21 protein-coding genes are annotated in these 15,954 nt (G+C 66.6%); 14 read left to right on the plus strand and 7 right to left on the minus strand.

Features of this window, described 5'->3' with window-relative positions:
* Window positions 1–129: 129 nt before the first annotated feature.
* The 4 genes from IFS44_RS07220 to IFS44_RS07235 all read left to right on the plus strand — a co-directional run bounded on the left by IFS44_RS07220 (window position 130) and on the right by IFS44_RS07235 (window position 3,446).
* Window positions 130–813: a histidine phosphatase family protein gene (locus IFS44_RS07220; RefSeq protein WP_192098018.1), complete on the plus strand. Its 684-nt coding sequence runs from the start codon at window positions 130–132 to the stop codon at window positions 811–813.
* Complete coding sequence (locus IFS44_RS07225) at window positions 810–1,283, plus strand: invasion associated locus B family protein (RefSeq protein WP_192098019.1); 474 nt, start codon at window positions 810–812, stop codon at window positions 1,281–1,283. The genes IFS44_RS07220 and IFS44_RS07225 overlap by 4 nt, the downstream gene beginning before the upstream one ends.
* Before the next feature lie 221 nt (window positions 1,284–1,504).
* Window positions 1,505–2,695 carry a 23S rRNA (adenine(2503)-C(2))-methyltransferase RlmN gene (gene rlmN, locus IFS44_RS07230; protein WP_042466312.1) on the plus strand — a complete coding sequence of 397 codons (1,191 nt, stop codon included), beginning with the start codon at window positions 1,505–1,507 and terminating at the stop codon, window positions 2,693–2,695.
* A complete protein-coding gene (locus IFS44_RS07235) occupies window positions 2,688–3,446 on the plus strand; it encodes a sulfite exporter TauE/SafE family protein (protein ID WP_243845588.1) in 759 nt (252 codons plus the stop codon). The genes rlmN and IFS44_RS07235 overlap by 8 nt, the downstream gene beginning before the upstream one ends.
* A 71-nt stretch (window positions 3,447–3,517) precedes the next feature.
* Here IFS44_RS07235 and IFS44_RS07240 read toward each other — a convergent pair whose 3' ends face one another.
* Window positions 3,518–4,135 (minus strand): flavin reductase family protein, encoded by a 618-nt coding sequence (locus IFS44_RS07240; protein WP_192098020.1) that lies wholly within the window; start codon window positions 4,133–4,135, stop codon window positions 3,518–3,520.
* A gap of 51 nt (window positions 4,136–4,186) precedes the next feature.
* Between IFS44_RS07240 and IFS44_RS07245 the strand changes: the two genes are divergently transcribed.
* From IFS44_RS07245 to IFS44_RS07255, 3 genes are read left to right on the plus strand one after another with little or no spacing between them, the layout of a single operon-like run.
* A complete protein-coding gene (locus IFS44_RS07245) occupies window positions 4,187–4,963 on the plus strand; it encodes a cytochrome b/b6 domain-containing protein (protein WP_031396583.1) in 777 nt (258 codons plus the stop codon).
* Window positions 4,960–5,721, plus strand: coding sequence for a molybdopterin-dependent oxidoreductase (locus IFS44_RS07250; RefSeq protein ID WP_159511931.1), 762 nt, complete (start codon window positions 4,960–4,962; stop codon window positions 5,719–5,721). The genes IFS44_RS07245 and IFS44_RS07250 overlap by 4 nt, the downstream gene beginning before the upstream one ends.
* A 50-nt stretch (window positions 5,722–5,771) precedes the next feature.
* Window positions 5,772–6,998: an SAM-dependent methyltransferase gene (locus IFS44_RS07255; protein WP_192098021.1), complete on the plus strand. Its 1,227-nt coding sequence runs from the start codon at window positions 5,772–5,774 to the stop codon at window positions 6,996–6,998.
* Window positions 6,999–7,148: 150 nt separating this feature from the next.
* Here IFS44_RS07255 and IFS44_RS22770 read toward each other — a convergent pair whose 3' ends face one another.
* Window positions 7,149–7,538: an EF-hand domain-containing protein gene (locus IFS44_RS22770; protein ID WP_031396586.1), complete on the minus strand. Its 390-nt coding sequence runs from the start codon at window positions 7,536–7,538 to the stop codon at window positions 7,149–7,151.
* Between the two features lie 149 nt (window positions 7,539–7,687).
* On the opposite strand from IFS44_RS22770, the gene IFS44_RS07265 reads away from it, so the two are divergent.
* Both IFS44_RS07265 and IFS44_RS07270 read left to right on the plus strand, forming a co-directional pair.
* Window positions 7,688–8,935, plus strand: coding sequence for an argininosuccinate synthase (locus IFS44_RS07265; RefSeq protein WP_236559181.1), 1,248 nt, complete (start codon window positions 7,688–7,690; stop codon window positions 8,933–8,935).
* A 119-nt stretch (window positions 8,936–9,054) separates the two neighbouring features.
* The gene (locus IFS44_RS07270) at window positions 9,055–10,647 is read left to right on the plus strand and encodes a hypothetical protein (RefSeq protein WP_051916706.1); all 1,593 of its coding nucleotides are present in this window, start codon (window positions 9,055–9,057) and stop codon (window positions 10,645–10,647) included.
* Here IFS44_RS07270 and IFS44_RS07275 read toward each other — a convergent pair.
* From IFS44_RS07275 to IFS44_RS07290, 4 genes are read right to left on the minus strand one after another with little or no spacing between them, the layout of a single operon-like run.
* Window positions 10,610–11,755, minus strand: a complete 1,146-nt coding sequence (locus IFS44_RS07275) for a GNAT family N-acetyltransferase (protein ID WP_192098022.1) — start codon at window positions 11,753–11,755, stop codon at window positions 10,610–10,612. The two genes, IFS44_RS07270 and IFS44_RS07275, sit on opposite strands and share 38 nt — an antisense overlap.
* Window positions 11,756–11,815: 60 nt before the next feature.
* Window positions 11,816–12,283 carry a RidA family protein gene (locus tag IFS44_RS07280; RefSeq protein WP_192098023.1) on the minus strand — a complete coding sequence of 156 codons (468 nt, stop codon included), beginning with the start codon at window positions 12,281–12,283 and terminating at the stop codon, window positions 11,816–11,818.
* Between the two features lie 33 nt (window positions 12,284–12,316).
* On the minus strand, window positions 12,317–12,943 hold the full coding sequence (locus IFS44_RS07285) for an HAD family hydrolase (protein WP_192098024.1): 627 nt from the start codon (window positions 12,941–12,943) through the stop codon (window positions 12,317–12,319).
* Complete coding sequence (locus IFS44_RS07290; protein WP_031395281.1) at window positions 12,940–13,221, minus strand: DUF3572 domain-containing protein; 282 nt, start codon at window positions 13,219–13,221, stop codon at window positions 12,940–12,942. Before IFS44_RS07290 ends, IFS44_RS07285 begins: the two co-directional genes overlap by 4 nt.
* 39 nt (window positions 13,222–13,260) lie before the next feature.
* Between IFS44_RS07290 and IFS44_RS07295 the strand changes: the two genes are divergently transcribed.
* A complete protein-coding gene (locus tag IFS44_RS07295; RefSeq protein WP_056675138.1) occupies window positions 13,261–13,623 on the plus strand; it encodes a response regulator in 363 nt (120 codons plus the stop codon).
* A 107-nt stretch (window positions 13,624–13,730) separates the two neighbouring features.
* Here IFS44_RS07295 and rpmG read toward each other — a convergent pair whose 3' ends face one another.
* Window positions 13,731–13,898: a 50S ribosomal protein L33 gene (gene rpmG, locus IFS44_RS07300; protein WP_017977469.1), complete on the minus strand. Its 168-nt coding sequence runs from the start codon at window positions 13,896–13,898 to the stop codon at window positions 13,731–13,733.
* 205 nt (window positions 13,899–14,103) lie between these two features.
* Here rpmG and IFS44_RS07305 point away from each other — a divergent pair, with 205 nt between their 5' ends.
* The 4 genes from IFS44_RS07305 to IFS44_RS07320 all read left to right on the plus strand — a co-directional run bounded on the left by IFS44_RS07305 (window position 14,104) and on the right by IFS44_RS07320 (window position 15,897).
* On the plus strand, window positions 14,104–14,445 hold the full coding sequence (locus tag IFS44_RS07305) for a hypothetical protein (protein ID WP_042466204.1): 342 nt from the start codon (window positions 14,104–14,106) through the stop codon (window positions 14,443–14,445).
* Window positions 14,446–14,466: 21 nt separating this feature from the next.
* A complete protein-coding gene (locus IFS44_RS07310) occupies window positions 14,467–15,033 on the plus strand; it encodes a TMEM165/GDT1 family protein (RefSeq protein WP_192098025.1) in 567 nt (188 codons plus the stop codon).
* Between the two features lie 106 nt (window positions 15,034–15,139).
* Complete coding sequence (locus IFS44_RS07315) at window positions 15,140–15,637, plus strand: Dps family protein (RefSeq protein ID WP_031395539.1); 498 nt, start codon at window positions 15,140–15,142, stop codon at window positions 15,635–15,637.
* Window positions 15,638–15,711: 74 nt separating this feature from the next.
* On the plus strand, window positions 15,712–15,897 hold the full coding sequence (locus IFS44_RS07320; RefSeq protein ID WP_031395540.1) for a DUF1328 domain-containing protein: 186 nt from the start codon (window positions 15,712–15,714) through the stop codon (window positions 15,895–15,897).
* The last annotated feature ends 57 nt before the right edge of the window (window positions 15,898–15,954 follow it).

Consider the following 15,954-nt stretch of genomic DNA (forward strand, 5'->3'; position numbering starts at 1 on the left):
CATTGATCTTCGTCACCCCCGAACGCGGGGTGGATGGCTCCAATGGACCAATCCGACAGGCGTTGCATGAACCCCAGATAAACACGGAAATCCGTTGCTTTTGCGCAACAGGGGGTTGAAATGCGGGCCATGATTCCAAGCCCTCGGCAACGTGCAGCGGACCTCGGTCCAACCGGCAAACCGCCCGTCAGGCTTGGCCGGGATTTCGTCGCGCGGCACGGCGAAACCGTGTTCAACGCCGCGCACCGGTTGCAGGGTAATGCCGCGCACACGCCGCTGACGCGCGCCGGATTCGCGCAGGCCGACGAGCTTGGTGGTGCGCTGCGGGACCTGCTCGGGGCCAGGCCTGCGCTGACGCTGTGGTCGTCGCCGACCGGGCGTGCGCTGCAGACGCTGGCGGTGATCTGCGAGCATCTCGAGCTCGACTGGCACGATGCGCGCACCGACGCGCGGCTGGTCGAGATCGACATGGGGTCGTGGGGCGGCCGCTATTATGCCGATGTCGTCGACGAGGTCGGGCCAGTGATGATGCCCGGCGGCACGCTGAAGCCCGCGCCCGACGGAGAGACCTATCCGCAGATCGCGGCACGGGTCGGCGGCTGGCTCGCGGACACCGCACAGGACCCGGGCGACCGGCTGGTGATCATGCACGGGATTTCGAGCCGGGTGATGCTGGGCGCGATGACGGGTGCGCCGGTCGATCCGGTGCTCGGCACCGCGGTTGCGCCCGGCTTGCCGCAAGGGTCGGTGACGCTGGTCGAGCAGGACCGCGCGACCGTCCCGCACCGCGGCACCGGCTTCGCCCCCGCGTGAGGCTGGCGGTTCTGCTGGCCTTCGCGGTCGCTGCACCGGCGACGGCGCGCGACACGATCGGCATCTACCGGGGATGGGGCGCGTTCCGCGACGCGGCGCCGCCGCGCTGCTACGCGATCGCGCGGCCGGTGATGGCGGGTGGGCGCACGACGGGTTTCGCGACCATCGCGACCTGGCCGAAGCGCGGCCTGCGCGCCTCGCTGTACATCCGCCTGAGCCGCGAGCGCGATCGCTCCGCCGGGGTGACGCTGACGGTCGGCGAACGCCGGTTCGCGCTGGTCGCGAACGGGCTGGATGCGTGGGCGAGCGATGCCCCCAGCGACCGCGCGATCGTCGCCGCGCTGCGATCGGGGCGGAGCATGAGCGTCGAGGCGGTCGGCGTCGGCGGGCGGCCGTTCGCGGATGTCTATGCGCTGTCGGGCGCGGCGACGGCGATCGATGCCGCGGTGCTGGCGTGTCGCGGGGGGTAAGAGCGCGCCCAACCTCTGCGCCTCCCCGGCGGAGGCCGGGGCCCAGGTGGAAAGGTGGTCGTAACGACGGGCCGACCATTATTACCTCCGTCCCCCAATTGGGCCCCGGCCTTCGCCGGGGAGGTGTTATCGTGTGGGGCTACGCGTGGTGTTCATGGCGGCAACGCTTCGCTCCACGCACCCTGTAGAAAAATCGTCAAAATTCCGCTATGCGCCCGGCCATGCAGACCGCCGCGAACCTCATGCCCATCCCCGGGCACATCGATCCCGTGCCCGTTCCCCGCAGCTTCGTGCCGCGCAGCGACGGGCGTATCGACCTGCTCGGGCTGTCGCTCGCCGATCTGCGCATGGCGCTGGAGACGTCGCAGCTCGAGGAAAAACAGGCCAAGCTGCGTGCCAAGCAGCTGTGGCACTGGATCTACAATCGCGGCGCGACCGAGTTTTCGGCGATGACCGACATCTCGAAGACGATGCATCCGTGGCTCGAGCAGCGCTTCGTCATCAGCCGACCCAATGTGGTCGAGGCGCAGGTGTCGACCGACGGCACGCGCAAGTGGCTGCTGCGATCGGACGACGCGCAGGATTACGAGATGGTGTTCATCCCCGACGCGGATCGCGGCACCTTGTGCGTATCGAGTCAGGTCGGCTGCACGCTCAACTGCACCTTCTGCCACACCGGCACGATGCGGCTGGTCCGCAACCTGACGCCCGCCGAGATCGTCGGCCAGGTGATGCTCGCGCGCGATTCGCTGGGCGAATGGCCGAGCCAACCCGAGGGCCGCATGCTCACCAACATCGTGATGATGGGGATGGGCGAGCCACTGTATAATTTCGAGAATGTCCGCGATGCGCTGAAGCTGGTGATGGACGGTGCGGGCCTCGCGCTGTCGCGGCGCCGGATCACGCTGTCGACCAGCGGCGTGGTGCCAATGATGGCGCGCGCGGGCGCGGAGATCGGCGTGAACCTCGCGGTGTCGCTCCACGCGGTAACCAAGGAGGTGCGCGACGAGATCGTGCCGCTCAACCGCAAATACGGCATCGAGGAACTGCTCCAGGCGTGCGCGGACTATCCCGGCACCAACAATGCGCGCCGGATCACGTTCGAATATGTGATGCTGAAGGACAAGAATGATTCGGACGCCGACGCCCACGAACTCGTCCGGCTGCTGCGCAAATACGAGCTGCCCGCCAAGGTGAATTTGATCCCGTTCAACCCATGGCCGGGCGCAGCCTATGAATGCTCGACGCCCGAGCGGATCAAGTCGTTCTCGAGCATCGTGTTCGGGGCGGGCATTTCCGCGCCGGTGCGCACCCCGCGCGGTCGCGACATCGATGCCGCGTGCGGCCAGCTGAAGACCGCGTCGGAGAAGAAGAGCCGCGCGCAACTCGATCGCGAAGCCGCGCTTGCCTGATTTGGGTGTGGTGGCACTGGCGGCGGGTGCGGGGTTGCTGGGCGGCGCGATGAACGCGCTGGCGGGTGGCGGCAGTTTTGCGACGATGCCCGCGCTGATCGGGCTGGGCGTGCCGTCGACCTTCGCCAATGCGACGAGCAACGTCTCGCTCCAGCCCGGCGCGATGGCGAGCGCGTGGACCTATCGGCACGGGCTCGAGCCGGTGTCGGGCGTCGGCATGCGGACGATGGCGGGAATCACCTTCGTCGGCGGGCTGGTCGGCAGCCTGTTGCTCGTCGCGACCTCGGCACGCGCGTTCGACCTGATCGTGCCGTGGCTGCTGCTGTTCGCGACGCTGGCGATCGCGTTCGGGACGCAGGCGTCGCTCTGGCTGCGGTCGCGGGTCAAGATCGGGCCGAAATCGCTGGTCGCGGTGCAGGCGATGCTGGGCGTCTATGGCGGCTATTTCGGCGGCGGGGTCGGGCTGATGCTGACCGCGGCCTGGGGGCTGTTGTCGGGCGCGACGCCCGCCCGGCTCGCCGCACCGCGCACGCTGATGCTCGCGGTCGCCAATCTGGCGGCGACGTTCGTCTTCATCGCCACCGGCATGGTCTATTGGGCGCTGTGCATACCGATGCTCCTCGGCGGGATCGTCGGCGGGCATTTCGGCGCGAAGCTCGGGCTGGTGCTGCCCGCCAAGGTCATCCGGGTGTGGACGCTGCTGGTGACGATCGCGACGACGATCGTGTTCTTCTGGCGGGCGTACGGCTGAGAATTGTTTCCCCGCGAAAGCGGGGATCCAGTCTGGGCTCCCGCCTTCGCGGGTGAACCAACCTCCTCAGGTCAGCCCGGTCGGCGCATCTTGAAGAGCGACTCCTCGGTGATCGCGAAATAATCCGCCGGGCCGCCGCCGCGCAGGATCGGTTCGCCGCGTGCGGTCTGGTACACGCCGTCGTCGAGCATCGCCGGGTCGATATGGATCGCGACCGCCTCGCCGAGCACCAGCCACTGGTCGAGTTCGCGCCCCTCCTTGGTTTCCAGCCGGACGATCTGCGTCACCTTGCATTCGAACTGCGCACGGCTCGCAGCGACGCGCGGCGGCTTCACGTGCAGCGAGGCCAGCGTATCGAGCCCCGCAAGTGCGAATTCGTCGACGTCCGCCGCGACATTGGCCGCCGTCGCGTTCATCGCCTCGCCAAGATCGCGGCTGACGAGGTTCCAGACGAATTCGCCGGTCGCGGCGATGTTCGCGACGCTGTCCTTCCACCCCATCGACGAAAAGCCGATCAGCGGCGGGGTGTAGTTGAACAGGTTGAAGAAGCTGTAGGGCGCGAGATTGGGCACGCCGCCCGCGGACAGCGTGCTCACCCAGCCGATCGGGCGCGGCGCGACGATCGCGTTGAGCGGATCATGCGGCAGGCGATGGCCGCTCGCCGGTTCGTAAGAATGCCATTCGGTCATACGCGTATCCCTGCTATGGTCGGAGCTTGTCGCCTAAAGCGAAGGCCAAGCATGAACGATCCCGCCCGCCCTATCGCCACTGCCCCTGTCACCGTCATCAAACGCCACCGGATCGCGACGCGGCTGTGGCACTGGATCACCGCGGTGGCGATGTTCATCATGATCGGCAGCGGGATCGGCATCTTGAAGGCCCATCCGCGATTCTACTGGGGGCGTTACGGCGCGAACTTCGACCAGGCGTGGACGACGCTCGACCAATGGCCGGGCTGGGTGGTGACGCTGATCAACCTGCTGACGATCCCGGCGAGCTACAACCTCGCCATTTCGCGACGCTGGCACCTGTTCTTCGCGCTGGTCCTGTCGTTCGCGTTGCTCGGCTTCATGATCGTCAGCCTGTTCAACCGGCATTTCCAGCGCGACCTCCGCGTCCGGGCGGGCGAGCTTGCGCCGCGCGAGGTGGCGCATGACGTGCGCGAGCATCTGGCGCTGCGCTTCCACGATCCGAAGCGGCCGGCCGCGTACAACATCCTGCAGAAGCTGTCCTATGTCGCGACGATCTTCATCCTGTTGCCGGTGATGATCCTCACCGGGCTGGCGATGTCGCCGGCGATGGATGCCGCCTGGCCATGGCTGCTCGACATCTTCGGTGGGCGCCAGTCGGCGCGGTCGATCCACTTCATCGCGATGGTCGCGCTCGTGCTGTTCATCATCGCCCACCTCGCGCTCGTGATCCTGGCGGGCGCGTGGAACGAGGTGCGATCGATGATCACCGGACGCTTTACCGTTCCGGGGCACGTCCCCGCGCATACCGGGGAGGATGCCGCATGAGCACCATCATCACCCGCCGCTCGCTGGTCGCCGGCGCGGCGGTCGGCGCCGGTGCGCTGCTTACCGGGTGCGACAAGATCATCCAGCATCCCGAGGCGCGCAAGATCCTGTTCATGGGCGAGGAGATGCAGCGCGGGCTGCAACGCGCGCTGACCGATCGCAACGCGCTCGTCCCCGAATTCAGCGCGGCGCAGATGTCGCCGATCTTCCGGTCGAACGGCACGCGCAACCCCGGCACCCCGGCCTATACCGAGATGCTGGTGAACAACTTCGCGGACTATCGGTTGCGCGTCGGCGGGCTGGTCGACCGGCCGCTGTCGCTCTCGCTGCCGCAGCTCCGCCAGATGCCCGCGCGCGCGCAGATCACGCGGCACGACTGTGTCGAGGGCTGGTCGGCGATCGCCAAGTGGCAGGGCCCGAAGCTTGCCACGCTGTTACAGGCCGCGGGGATCCGCGACACCGCGCGCTACATCGTCTTCACCTGCGCCGACCTGTACCGGGGCACGCCCTATTACGAGTCGATCGACCTGATCGACGCATTCCACCCACAGACGATTCTCGCCTGGGCGTTGAATGATCAGATTCTGGACGTCGCGCACGGCGCCCCCGTCCGGCTGCGCGTCGAACGCCAGCTTGGCTACAAACATGCCAAATATATCATGGCGATAGACGCCGTCGCCAGCCTGGCCGGGATCGGTAAGGGCAAGGGCGGCTATTGGGAAGATAACGTGGATTATGATTGGTATGCGGGAATCTGACGCCGCCCGGGGGGTGGCGCATTTCCGTACCAGTCATTAGCTAACGCGACATGGCCCTATTCGATCGCTTTCTCGCCCGGCAGGTAAAAACCGGCGAACTCACGCTGATCCACGCGGACGGTACCACCAAGCAGTTCGGCACGCCCGACCCTGCCTACAACCCCGTCACCATCCGCCTTACCGCCCCCGGTGTCGCCGGCGCGATCGTCCGCCACCCGGCGCTGGGCGCGGCGGAAGCGTTCATGGACGGCCGCCTGGTGATCGAGCGTGGCGACATCCGTGACCTCGTCAACCTGCTCAAGGGCAACAGCCCGTGGGAGCGCGGTGGCGGGCTCAACCCCTCGCTGCCGATCAAGCTGCTCGACAAGGTCGTCCACCGCGTCGACCGGGTGAACATGGCACGCCGGTCGAAGAAGAACGTCGCGCATCATTACGACCTGTCGGACCGGCTGTACGACCTGTTCCTCGACGCCGATCGCCAATATTCGTGCGCGTACTTCACCGATGCCGGCAACAGCCTCGAACAGGCGCAGGACGACAAGAAGGCGCATATCGCCGCCAAGCTCGCGATCCAGCCCGGCATGCGCGTGCTAGACATCGGTTGCGGCTGGGGCGGCATGGCGCTGTACCTGCACGCCAAGACCGGGGCCCAGGTCCTGGGCGTCACGCTGAGCGAGGAACAGCTGAAGGTCGCGCGACGCCGCGCCGAGGAGGCCGGCGTCGCGGACAAGGTGAAGTTCGAGCTGATCGACTATCGCGCGCTGACGGGCACGTTCGACCGGATCGTGTCGGTCGGCATGTTCGAGCATGTCGGCCCGCCGCAGTACAAGACGTTCTTCCGCAAGTGCCGCGACCTGCTGAGCGCAGACGGGGTGATGCTGCTCCACACGATCGGCCGCATGGGCGGGCCCGGCGTGACCGACACCTTCACGACCAAATATATCTTCCCCGGCGGCTACAACCCCGCGCTTTCGGAGATCGTCCGCGGCTATGAGGGGCTGAAGTTCTTCCCGACCGATATCGAGGTGCTGCGCGTCCATTACGCGCTGACGATCGACCATTGGTACGACCGGACGGTGGCGGCGAAGGACGCGATCGTCGCGTTGTATGACGAGCGCTTCTACCGGATGTGGACCTTCTACCTCGCGGGTGCCGCCGCGGCGTTCCGGACCGGGGGGATGGTCAATTACCAGATCCAGCTGTCGAAGAGCCGGATGACGTTGCCGCTGACACGCGACTATATGATCGAGGGTGAACGGGCGTTGCGCTCGGGCTGATTTCCCGCCGCTTGGCGCAGGGTAAGATCCGTACGTTCGTCATTCCCGCGAAGGCGGGAATCCAGACTGGCAGGCTCCGGTGATGGAACCGAAAGGCCAGCCTGTCTGGATCCCCGCCTCCGCGGAGATGACGATACTATAAAGGTGGCCTCAGCGGCTGCCCTGCATCTGCGATTTCGCGGCCGACCGCTCGTCGCCGCCGATCTTGCCGTCCTTGTTCGCGTCATATTTCGCAAAGGTCGCGGCGAGCAGTGCCTGGGCCTCGGGCTGCGTGACCTTCCCGTCCTTGTTGGTGTCGGCGCTGCTGAACCACAGTTCGGCGAGCCGCTTGGCGTGGACCGGATCCGGGCGCCCCGGCCCGACCTTCATCTGGCTGATCCCCGCCTGGACCTCGGCGCGCGTCAGGACGCCGTCCTTGTTGGTATCGCGCGCGGCGAACTCGGCCTTGAACTTGGCGGAAACGGAGGCGCGGGTCTCCTGCGCCAGCGCGGGCGTCGCGAGGCCGGCGAGGACGAACAGGGTAAGCGTTTGACGTAGCACGGTCGGTACACTCCAAATGATCTGGGGGCGCACGTAGCGCGGGTTGGTTGTACGCGCCATGAATGCGGCGGGTTGCATGCTCCGGTTGCATGCAGGGCGTCCAGCGCATAGGGGCGCGGGCATTGGATATTGCCCAAAGGATCTTGCCCGTGACCGATCAGATCAACCGCGCCGCCGGCGACGCCGGCATCAATCGGGTCGTCCTCGCCTATTCGGGCGGCCTCGACACCAGCGTGATCCTGAAATGGCTCCAGCAGACCTACAACTGCGAAGTCGTCACCTTCACCGCCGATCTGGGCCAGGGCGAGGAACTCGAGCCCGCACGCGCCAAGGCCGAGATGATGGGCGTCAAGCCCGAGCACATCTTCGTCGACGATCTGCGCGAGGAATTCGTGCGCGATTACGTGTTCCCGATGATGCGGTCGAACGCGCTGTACGAGGGGCTGTACCTGCTCGGCACGTCGATCGCGCGCCCGCTGATCGCCAAGCGCCAGATCGAGATCGCCCGGATGGTTGGCGCCGACGCGGTCAGCCACGGCGCGACCGGCAAGGGCAACGACCAGGTCCGCTTCGAGCTCGGCTATTATGCGCTGTCGCCCGACATCAAGGTGATCGCGCCGTGGCGCGAATGGGACCTGACCAGCCGCACCAAGCTGATCGAGTTCGCCGAACAGCACCAGATCCCGGTCAGCAAGGACAAGCGCGGCGAGGCACCCTTCTCGACCGATGCGAACATGCTCCACACCTCGTCCGAGGGGCTGGTGCTCGAGAATCCGTGGGACGAGGTGCCGGACTATGTCTATTCGCGCACGGTGAACCCCGAGGACGCGCCCGACGTCCCCGAGTACATCACGATCGATTTCGAGCGTGGCGACGGCGTCGCGATCAACGGCGAGGGGATGAGCCCGGCGACCCTGCTGTCGACTCTCAACGACTATGGCCGCCGTCACGGCATCGGCCGCCTCGACCTGGTCGAGAACCGCTTCGTCGGGATGAAGAGCCGCGGCATGTACGAGACACCGGGCGGTACCATCTATCACCTCGCGCACCGCGGTATCGAGCAGCTGACGCTCGACCGCGGCGCGGCGCATCTGAAGGACGAGCTCGCGCCGCGCTATGCCGAGCTGCTGTACAACGGCTTCTGGTTCTCGCCCGAGCGCGAGATGCTGCAGGCGGCGATCGATCACAGCCAGGAGAAGGTGTCGGGTACCGTCCGGCTGAAGCTCTACAAGGGCGGCGTGTATGTGGTCGGCCGCAAGTCGCCCAACTCGCTCTATTCGGAAAAGGTCGTGACGTTCGAGGACGATCAGGGCGCCTATGACCAGCGCGACGCGGCCGGCTTCATCAAGCTGAACGCACTGCGCCTGCGCCTGTTGGGCCGTCGCGACCAAGTGTGAGCGATACCGGCTCCCGTCCCCCGACGCTCGGGGGCCGGAAGCCCTGGCGGTGTATTCCGTCGCAATGCGGCGCGGTCGGCGCTTGTCGAATGCCCCCCTGCGGCGCTAGGCGTCGAGGGATGGCGCGGGGGACAACAACGGAACTTCACTGGTGGCAGACGCGCACGTTCGTCGCGTGCGTCGCGCTGGCATCGATCATCCCGCTGCTGTGGCCGGAGGTGCCGCCGCTGGTCGATCTGCCTGGGCATATGGGGCGCTACCGCGTCCAGCTCGCGATCGGCGACAATCCCTGGCTCAGCCAATGGTATGATTTCCGCTGGCAGCTGATCGGCAATCTCGGCATCGACCTGTTGATCGTGCCGCTTGCGCCGATCTTCGGGTTGCAGCTCGCGGTGAAGCTGATCGTCATGGCGATCCCCGCGCTTACCGTCACCGGACTGCTCTGGATCGCGCGCGAAGTGCATGGCCGGATCCCGGCGACCGCGCTGTTCGCGCTGCCGCTCGCCTATAGCTATCCGTTCCAGTTCGGCTTCGTGAACTTCGCGCTGGCGATGGCGCTCGCGCTCAACATGTTCGCGCTGTGGCTCCGCCTCGGGCGGCTCGAGCGGCTGCGGCTGCGCACGATCCTGTTCGTGCCCGGATCCTGCCTGCTCTGGCTGTGCCATACCTTCGGCTGGGGCGTGCTGGGCGTGCTCGCCTTCTCCGCCGAGCTGATCCGCCAGCACGACATCCGCAAGACCGGGGTGCGCGGCGAAGGCGCGATCAAGGGCTGGATCGGCGCATTCATTCGCGCCGGGCTCAGCTGTATCCCGCTGGCGCTGCCGATGGTGATGATGGTGCTGTGGCGGTCGGGCGACCACGTCACCGGCAAGACGCAGGACTGGTTCAACTGGCGCTGGAAGATGAACTGGATCACGATGGTCCTGCGCGATCGCTGGATGGCGTTCGACATCGCGTCGGTCACCGTGCTGTTCGTGATCCTGTTCCGCGGCGTGCGCGACCAGACGATCGAATATTCGCGCAACCTCGCGCTGTCCGCGCTGTTCCTCGCGCTCGTCTATATCCTGTTGCCGCGGATCGTGTTCGGCTCGGCCTATGCCGACATGCGGCTCGCGCCGTTCATGCTGGCGTTCGCAATCATCGCGCTGCGCCCGCGCAACCGCCTCTCGCTGCGCGGTGCCGCGACGCTGGCGGTGCTGGGGTTCAGCTTCTTCGCGGTCCGGCTGGCGGGCACCACGATCAGCTTCCTGATCTATGACCGCAGCTACGACCAGGCGATCGCGGCGATCGACACCGTGCCCGAGCGGGCGCGCGTGGTCTCGTTCGTCGGGCGGCGCTGTCGCGACGACTGGGCCTATTCGCGGCTCGAGCATGTCCCGGCGCTGCTGCTCGAGCGGCGGCTGGCCTTCACCAACGACCAGTGGTCGATGGCCGGCGGACAGCTGATGACGACGCGCTATCCGATCGCGCGCGGCTTCGCGCATGATCCGTCCGAAATCGTTACGGATATCCGCTGTCGTGGCCAGTTCTGGCGCCCGATCGCGATGGCGCTGGAGCATTTTCCGCGCGACGCGTTCGATTATGTCTGGCTGATCCACCCGCCGGCGTTCGACCCCGCGCTGATCCGCGACCTGACCCCGATCCGCCGCGACGGCACCAGCGTGCTGTACAAGGTCAACCGGTCGGCGGTTCCGCCCGCCGAAACGGAGTAAGCTCGCCGAGATACTCGCGGTCGGAGGCGACCGCCTCGCGTTCGCGGACGAGGAAGTCGGCGATCGCGCGGCGGAAGCCCGGATCCGGGATGTAATGCGCGGAATAGGTCGCGACCGGCGCATAGCCGCGCGCGAGCTTGTGTTCGCCCTGTGCGCCCGCCTCGACCGTCGTCAGCCCGCGCGCGATCGCCGCATCGATCGCCTGGTAATAGCAGAGCTCGAAATGGAGGAACGGCACCTCCTCGGTCGCGCCCCAATAGCGGCCATAGAGCGTGTCCGCACCGATCAGGTTGAGCGCCCCCGCGATCGGCACGCCGTCGCGCTCGGCGAGGATCAGCAGGACGCGGTCGCCCATCGTCTGGCCGATCTCATCGAAAAAGGCGCGCGTCAGATAGGGCTGGCCCCATTTGCGGCTGCCCGTGTCCTGGTAGAAGACCCAGAACGCATCCCAGTGCGCGGGCGTGATCTCCGCGCCCGTCAGATGGCGGATCGTCAGTCCCTCGACCGCAGCGGCGCGCTCCTTGCGGATCGCCTTACGTTTGCGGCTGGCGAGGGCGGCGAGGAAATCGTCGAAGCTCGCATAGCCGTCATTGGTCCAGTGGAACTGCGTGCCCTGACGGATCAGCCATCCGGCAGCCTCGAACAGCGCGACCTCTGCGGGGGCGATGAAGGTCGCATGCGCGGAGGACAGACCGCTCTGGTCGGTCACCGCCTCGAGCGCGGCGATCAGCGCGGGCGCAACCGCCGGGTCGCGCAGGAGCAGCCGTGGGCCGGGTACCGGGCTGAACGGCGCGGCAATCTGCAATTTGGGGTAATAGTTCCCCCCCGCCCGCTCCCACGCGTCGGCCCAGCCCTGGTCGAACACATATTCGCCCTGGCTGTGGCTCTTGGCATAGGCGGGCGCGATCCCGGCCGGCCTGCCGTCGTCGCCATCGACGACCACCGGCAGCGCCTGCCACCCCGATCGTCCACCGACGCTTTTCGAGGCCTCGAGCGCGGCGAGGAAGGCGTGGCCGACGAACGGATTCGCGTCGCCGGCACAGGCGTCCCAGTCCTCCGCCGCGATCGAGGTAACGCCTTGGGCGATGCGGGCGGTGATGGCTGTCATGCGCTCCTAAAATAGGCGCGCAGGCGTCAGGCTCAAGCGGCTGGGCTCAAGCGGCTGGGCTCAAGCGGCGGAGACCTGGACGATCGCGTCGATCTCGACCGCAGCGCCCAGCGGCAGGACGGGAACGCCGACCGCGGAACGGGCATGCTTGCCGGCTTCGCCGAACAGCTGGACCATCAGGTCGGAGGCGCCGTTCGCGACCTTGGGCTGATCGGTGAAGTCGCCGTGCGAATTGACGAACACGCCGAGCTTCACGATCCGCTCGACACGGCTGAGCGAGCCGAGCGCCGCCTTCATCTGCGCGACCAGCATCAGCGCGCAGCGCTGCGCCGCGTCCTGGCCGTCCTCGAGCGACACGCCGTCGCCGAGGCGACCGGTGACGATCTGGCCGTCCTTGAACGGCAGCTGGCCGGAGATGTGGAGCAGCCCGTTCGCCTCGACGGCGGGAACATAGGATGCGACGGGGGCGGCGGCCTGCGGCAGCGTCAGGCCAAGCTCTTCGAGCTTGCGGTCGATACGATCGGTCATGTGCGCGGTCTCACCACAGCCACGGGGGGCGGGTCAAGCGTCCGCGGGCACCCCGGCGGCGAACCGCGCGGCGATCCAGGCCTGCGCCTCGCGCCAGTCATCGATCCGGGCATGCGCGGCGGGCGCCCTGGGCACCGCTCCCGCCAGCGTCGGCTCGGACACCATGTGCAGCCGGTGGACGCCCGGCGCATGCTGCGCGACCGATTCGTGATGCACCGCAAGGTCGTCGACGAACACGGTGACGGGGTTGCCATATTCGGCAACCAGTCGCGCGACGGGGTCGCCCTTGCCGCCCTGGTTGCATTCGACGCGGTGGGCGATGTCGAACGCGGCGAGCTGCTCGATCCGCGGCAGGCGGCATTCGTCCTGCAAATTGGTCAGGATCACGATGTCCGCGATCTCGGCGAGCGTCGCGAGCGCCTCGCGGGCATGCGGCACCAAAGTCTGGCGGTGCATCTCTGCGGGAAAGAACCCCCCGAGCAGCGCCCACATGTCCTCGCGCGTGGGCGCGGGCCCGCCGTCGCGGCGCGTCATGCTGTTGGCGAAATCGCCGTGGCCGATCTCGAAATCGATATCATGCGCCTCGTCGAGCCAGGTGCCGAAATGCTTGACCATGTGCAGCAGCACTTCGTCGCAATCGCTGATCAGCAGCGGCTTCATGCCTCAAACCCCGGATCGAGCGTCATCCGCGCGCGGACGAGCGCCTCGGGCCTGATGCCGAGCGTTTCGGCGCAGGCGACAAGATCGGGTTCATGCGATTCGAGGAAACCGAGTACCGCCGCGAGCACGGCGGGCTCCCCGGCCCGCGTGCGCAGGTCGGCAGGGTCGAGTCCGGTCACCGACAACAGGCGCATCGCTCGGTCCGGCTCGCTCAGCGTCCATACCAGGGCTTGCAGCGCCAGGGCCTCAGCGTCTTCATTTGTAACGGCCCCGCGCATTGCCTATTGTCATCCTTCTTGAAACGAATGGTGGCTCGCGTGGCAAAGAAGGTGCTCGTTGTCGAGGACAACGAACTCAACCTGAAACTATTCTGCGACCTTTTGCGGGCGCATGATTACCTTGCCGAACCTGTCCGCGACGGGCGCGAGGCGGTGGTGCGGGCGCGCGAATTCGCCCCCGACCTGATCATCATGGACATCCAGATGCCGCACGTCACCGGCTATGAGATCATCCTTGAGCTCAAGGCCGACGACGTGCTCAGCACGATCCCGGTGATGGCGGTCACCGCCTATGCAGGTCGCGAGGACGAGGACCGGATCCGTGCCGCGGGCGCGGACGCCTATATCTCGAAGCCGATCAGCCTCGCCCGCTTCATGGAAGCGGTGCGCGCGTTCGTCTGAGCGAACCGCGAGACCCGCCGCGCAGGAACGCCAAAGGCCGCGGATATCGCTACCCGCGGCCTTGCGATCGCATCGTAAACGCGCGACGGCATCGCCGCCGCGTCGACTTACTTGATCTTGGCTTCCTTGAACTCGACATGCTTGCGCACGACGGGATCATACTTGCTGAACGAGAGCTTCTCGGTCTTCGTGCGGGGATTCTTCTTGGTGACGTAGAAGAAGCCGGTGTCCGCGGTGCTGACGAGCTTGATCTTGACGGTAGTCGGCTTGGCCATGAGCCCAATCCTTAAGGCTGAAAATGCTAGGGCGGCAGCACGCATGCCACCGCCCGATCTGTCGCGGCGCATGGCGCATGCTGCCGGCCAAGTCAACCATATCACCCCATATTCGCCCCGGAATCCCGCATCACAGGGTGTTTAACCGCATCTTTATCGGCATGGGCGCATGATGCATCCCATAAGAAAGACAGGAGGCGGGATCATGGGGCAGGTTGCCGAGCGAGTCGCGGAATTCCAGGATCTGGCGCTGGTAAAGGCCGAGCTTGCGGCCCGGATCGCCGCGATCGACGTCCGCGCGCCCTATACCCGCGCGACCGATCTCGCGCCCGATATCGACGCGATCCGCCTGATCGCGCATCGCAACGGCATGAACCCCGCGGTGACCGTCACGCACTTCATCGATTCGGCACTGTCACGCGGCGAACATGGTGCGCTCGTCCATGGCTGGCTGATGACGCTGAGCGACGCGATCTACAGCGAGCGGCAGGACGTCCAGGCCTGCCATGTCTTCGCGGCCGCCTGTTCGGTCCGGCTCGCGGGATGACCCGCGCATGACGCGTTAGCGATGGACGCGCTGATGGCGGCGCTCGTCGCCGCCGCGCTGGCGCAGGTCGGCGATCGAACCGCGTGGCTCGCGGCGATCCTGGCCGATCGGTATCGCAAGCCGCGGCTGGTCATCCTCGCGGCGGCGCTCGCGCTGCTGCTCGCGGGCAGCCTGGCGGTCGCGGGCGGGATCGCGGTCGCGCCGCTGCTGACCCCCAATGCGCGCCAGCTGATGCTGGCGGTGGCGCTGATCCTCCAGGGCGGCGGTGCGCTGCTGCCGGTCAAGGCGCCCGATCCACTGCGCGGGTGGCGCACGGGCGCGATCGCCACGACCATGCTCGGGCTGTTCATCCTCGCGTTCGGCGACGGCATACAGTTCATCGTGGCCGCACTCGCACTCCGCAGCGCCGTGCCGATGCTGGCGGCGGTCGGCGCGACGATCGGATCGCTGGTGGTGATCGCCCCCGCGGCGATGATGGGCGAAGCGGCGTGGCGCCGATGGCCGCTCGCCCGACTGCGCACCGGCATCGGGCTGATATTCGTGATCCTGGGGGTCATTCTGGGCCTGAGCGCTGTCCGATTGATCTAGCGGAGCGATCACTCAGATGAGGAATGGCGCATGCGCGACGGGAGCATTTCGGCTATCGCTTCGTTGACGCAACGATCCACAGACATTCCCATGCATGGAGTTTTCGATGCCCGCCACCAACCCCGCACTCGACACGCCCACCGATCTCGTCAGCAACAGCACGAAGACGGTTGCCGAAGCGCTCAATGCCTCGCTTGCCGATTGCTATGCCTTGTACCTGAAGACCAAGAACTTTCACTGGCACATGTCGGGTCCGCATTTCCGTGACTATCATCTGTTGCTCGATGACCAGGCGGCACAGATCCTGGGCGTGACCGATGCGATCGCCGAGCGCGTCCGCAAGACCGGCAACACGACTCTTCGCTCGATCGGCGACATTTCGCGCCGCCAGAGCATCCCGGACAATGACAAGGATTTCGTCGGACCGACCGAAATGCTCGCCGAGCTGCGCGAAGACAATCTGAAGCTCGTCGAACAGTTCCGGATCGTCAAGGACGCCGCCGACGAGGCCAAGGACAATGCCACCAGCGGCATCGTCGACGAATGGACCGATCAGGCTGAGGAACGCGCCTGGTTCCTGTTCGAAGCCAGCCGCAAGGCCTGAACCCGGGCGCCCGTCCTTCCCGTGTCGGAACCGACATGGGCGGGACGGGTTCTGTCAGGAACAGGAGAATGCCCATGTTGAAGCTCGCCATCACCTTCTTGATCATCGGCCTCGTGCTGGCCCTGCTCGGATTTGGCGGCGTCGGCGGGGCGTTTATCGGCATCGCCAAGGTGCTGTTCTTCATCGCGATCGCGCTGTTCGTGATCTTCCTCGTGCTCGGCCTGCTGGCGGGCAAGGGAATCAAGAACGCGATCGACTGACGCGACGGGATCGCATCGGCCCGCGCCGATGTTACGATAAGGCCCTCGCCGGGAACG

Source organism: Sphingomonas sp. CFBP 13706 (assembly GCF_014842355.1).
GTDB lineage: Bacteria > Pseudomonadota > Alphaproteobacteria > Sphingomonadales > Sphingomonadaceae > Sphingomonas > Sphingomonas aerolata.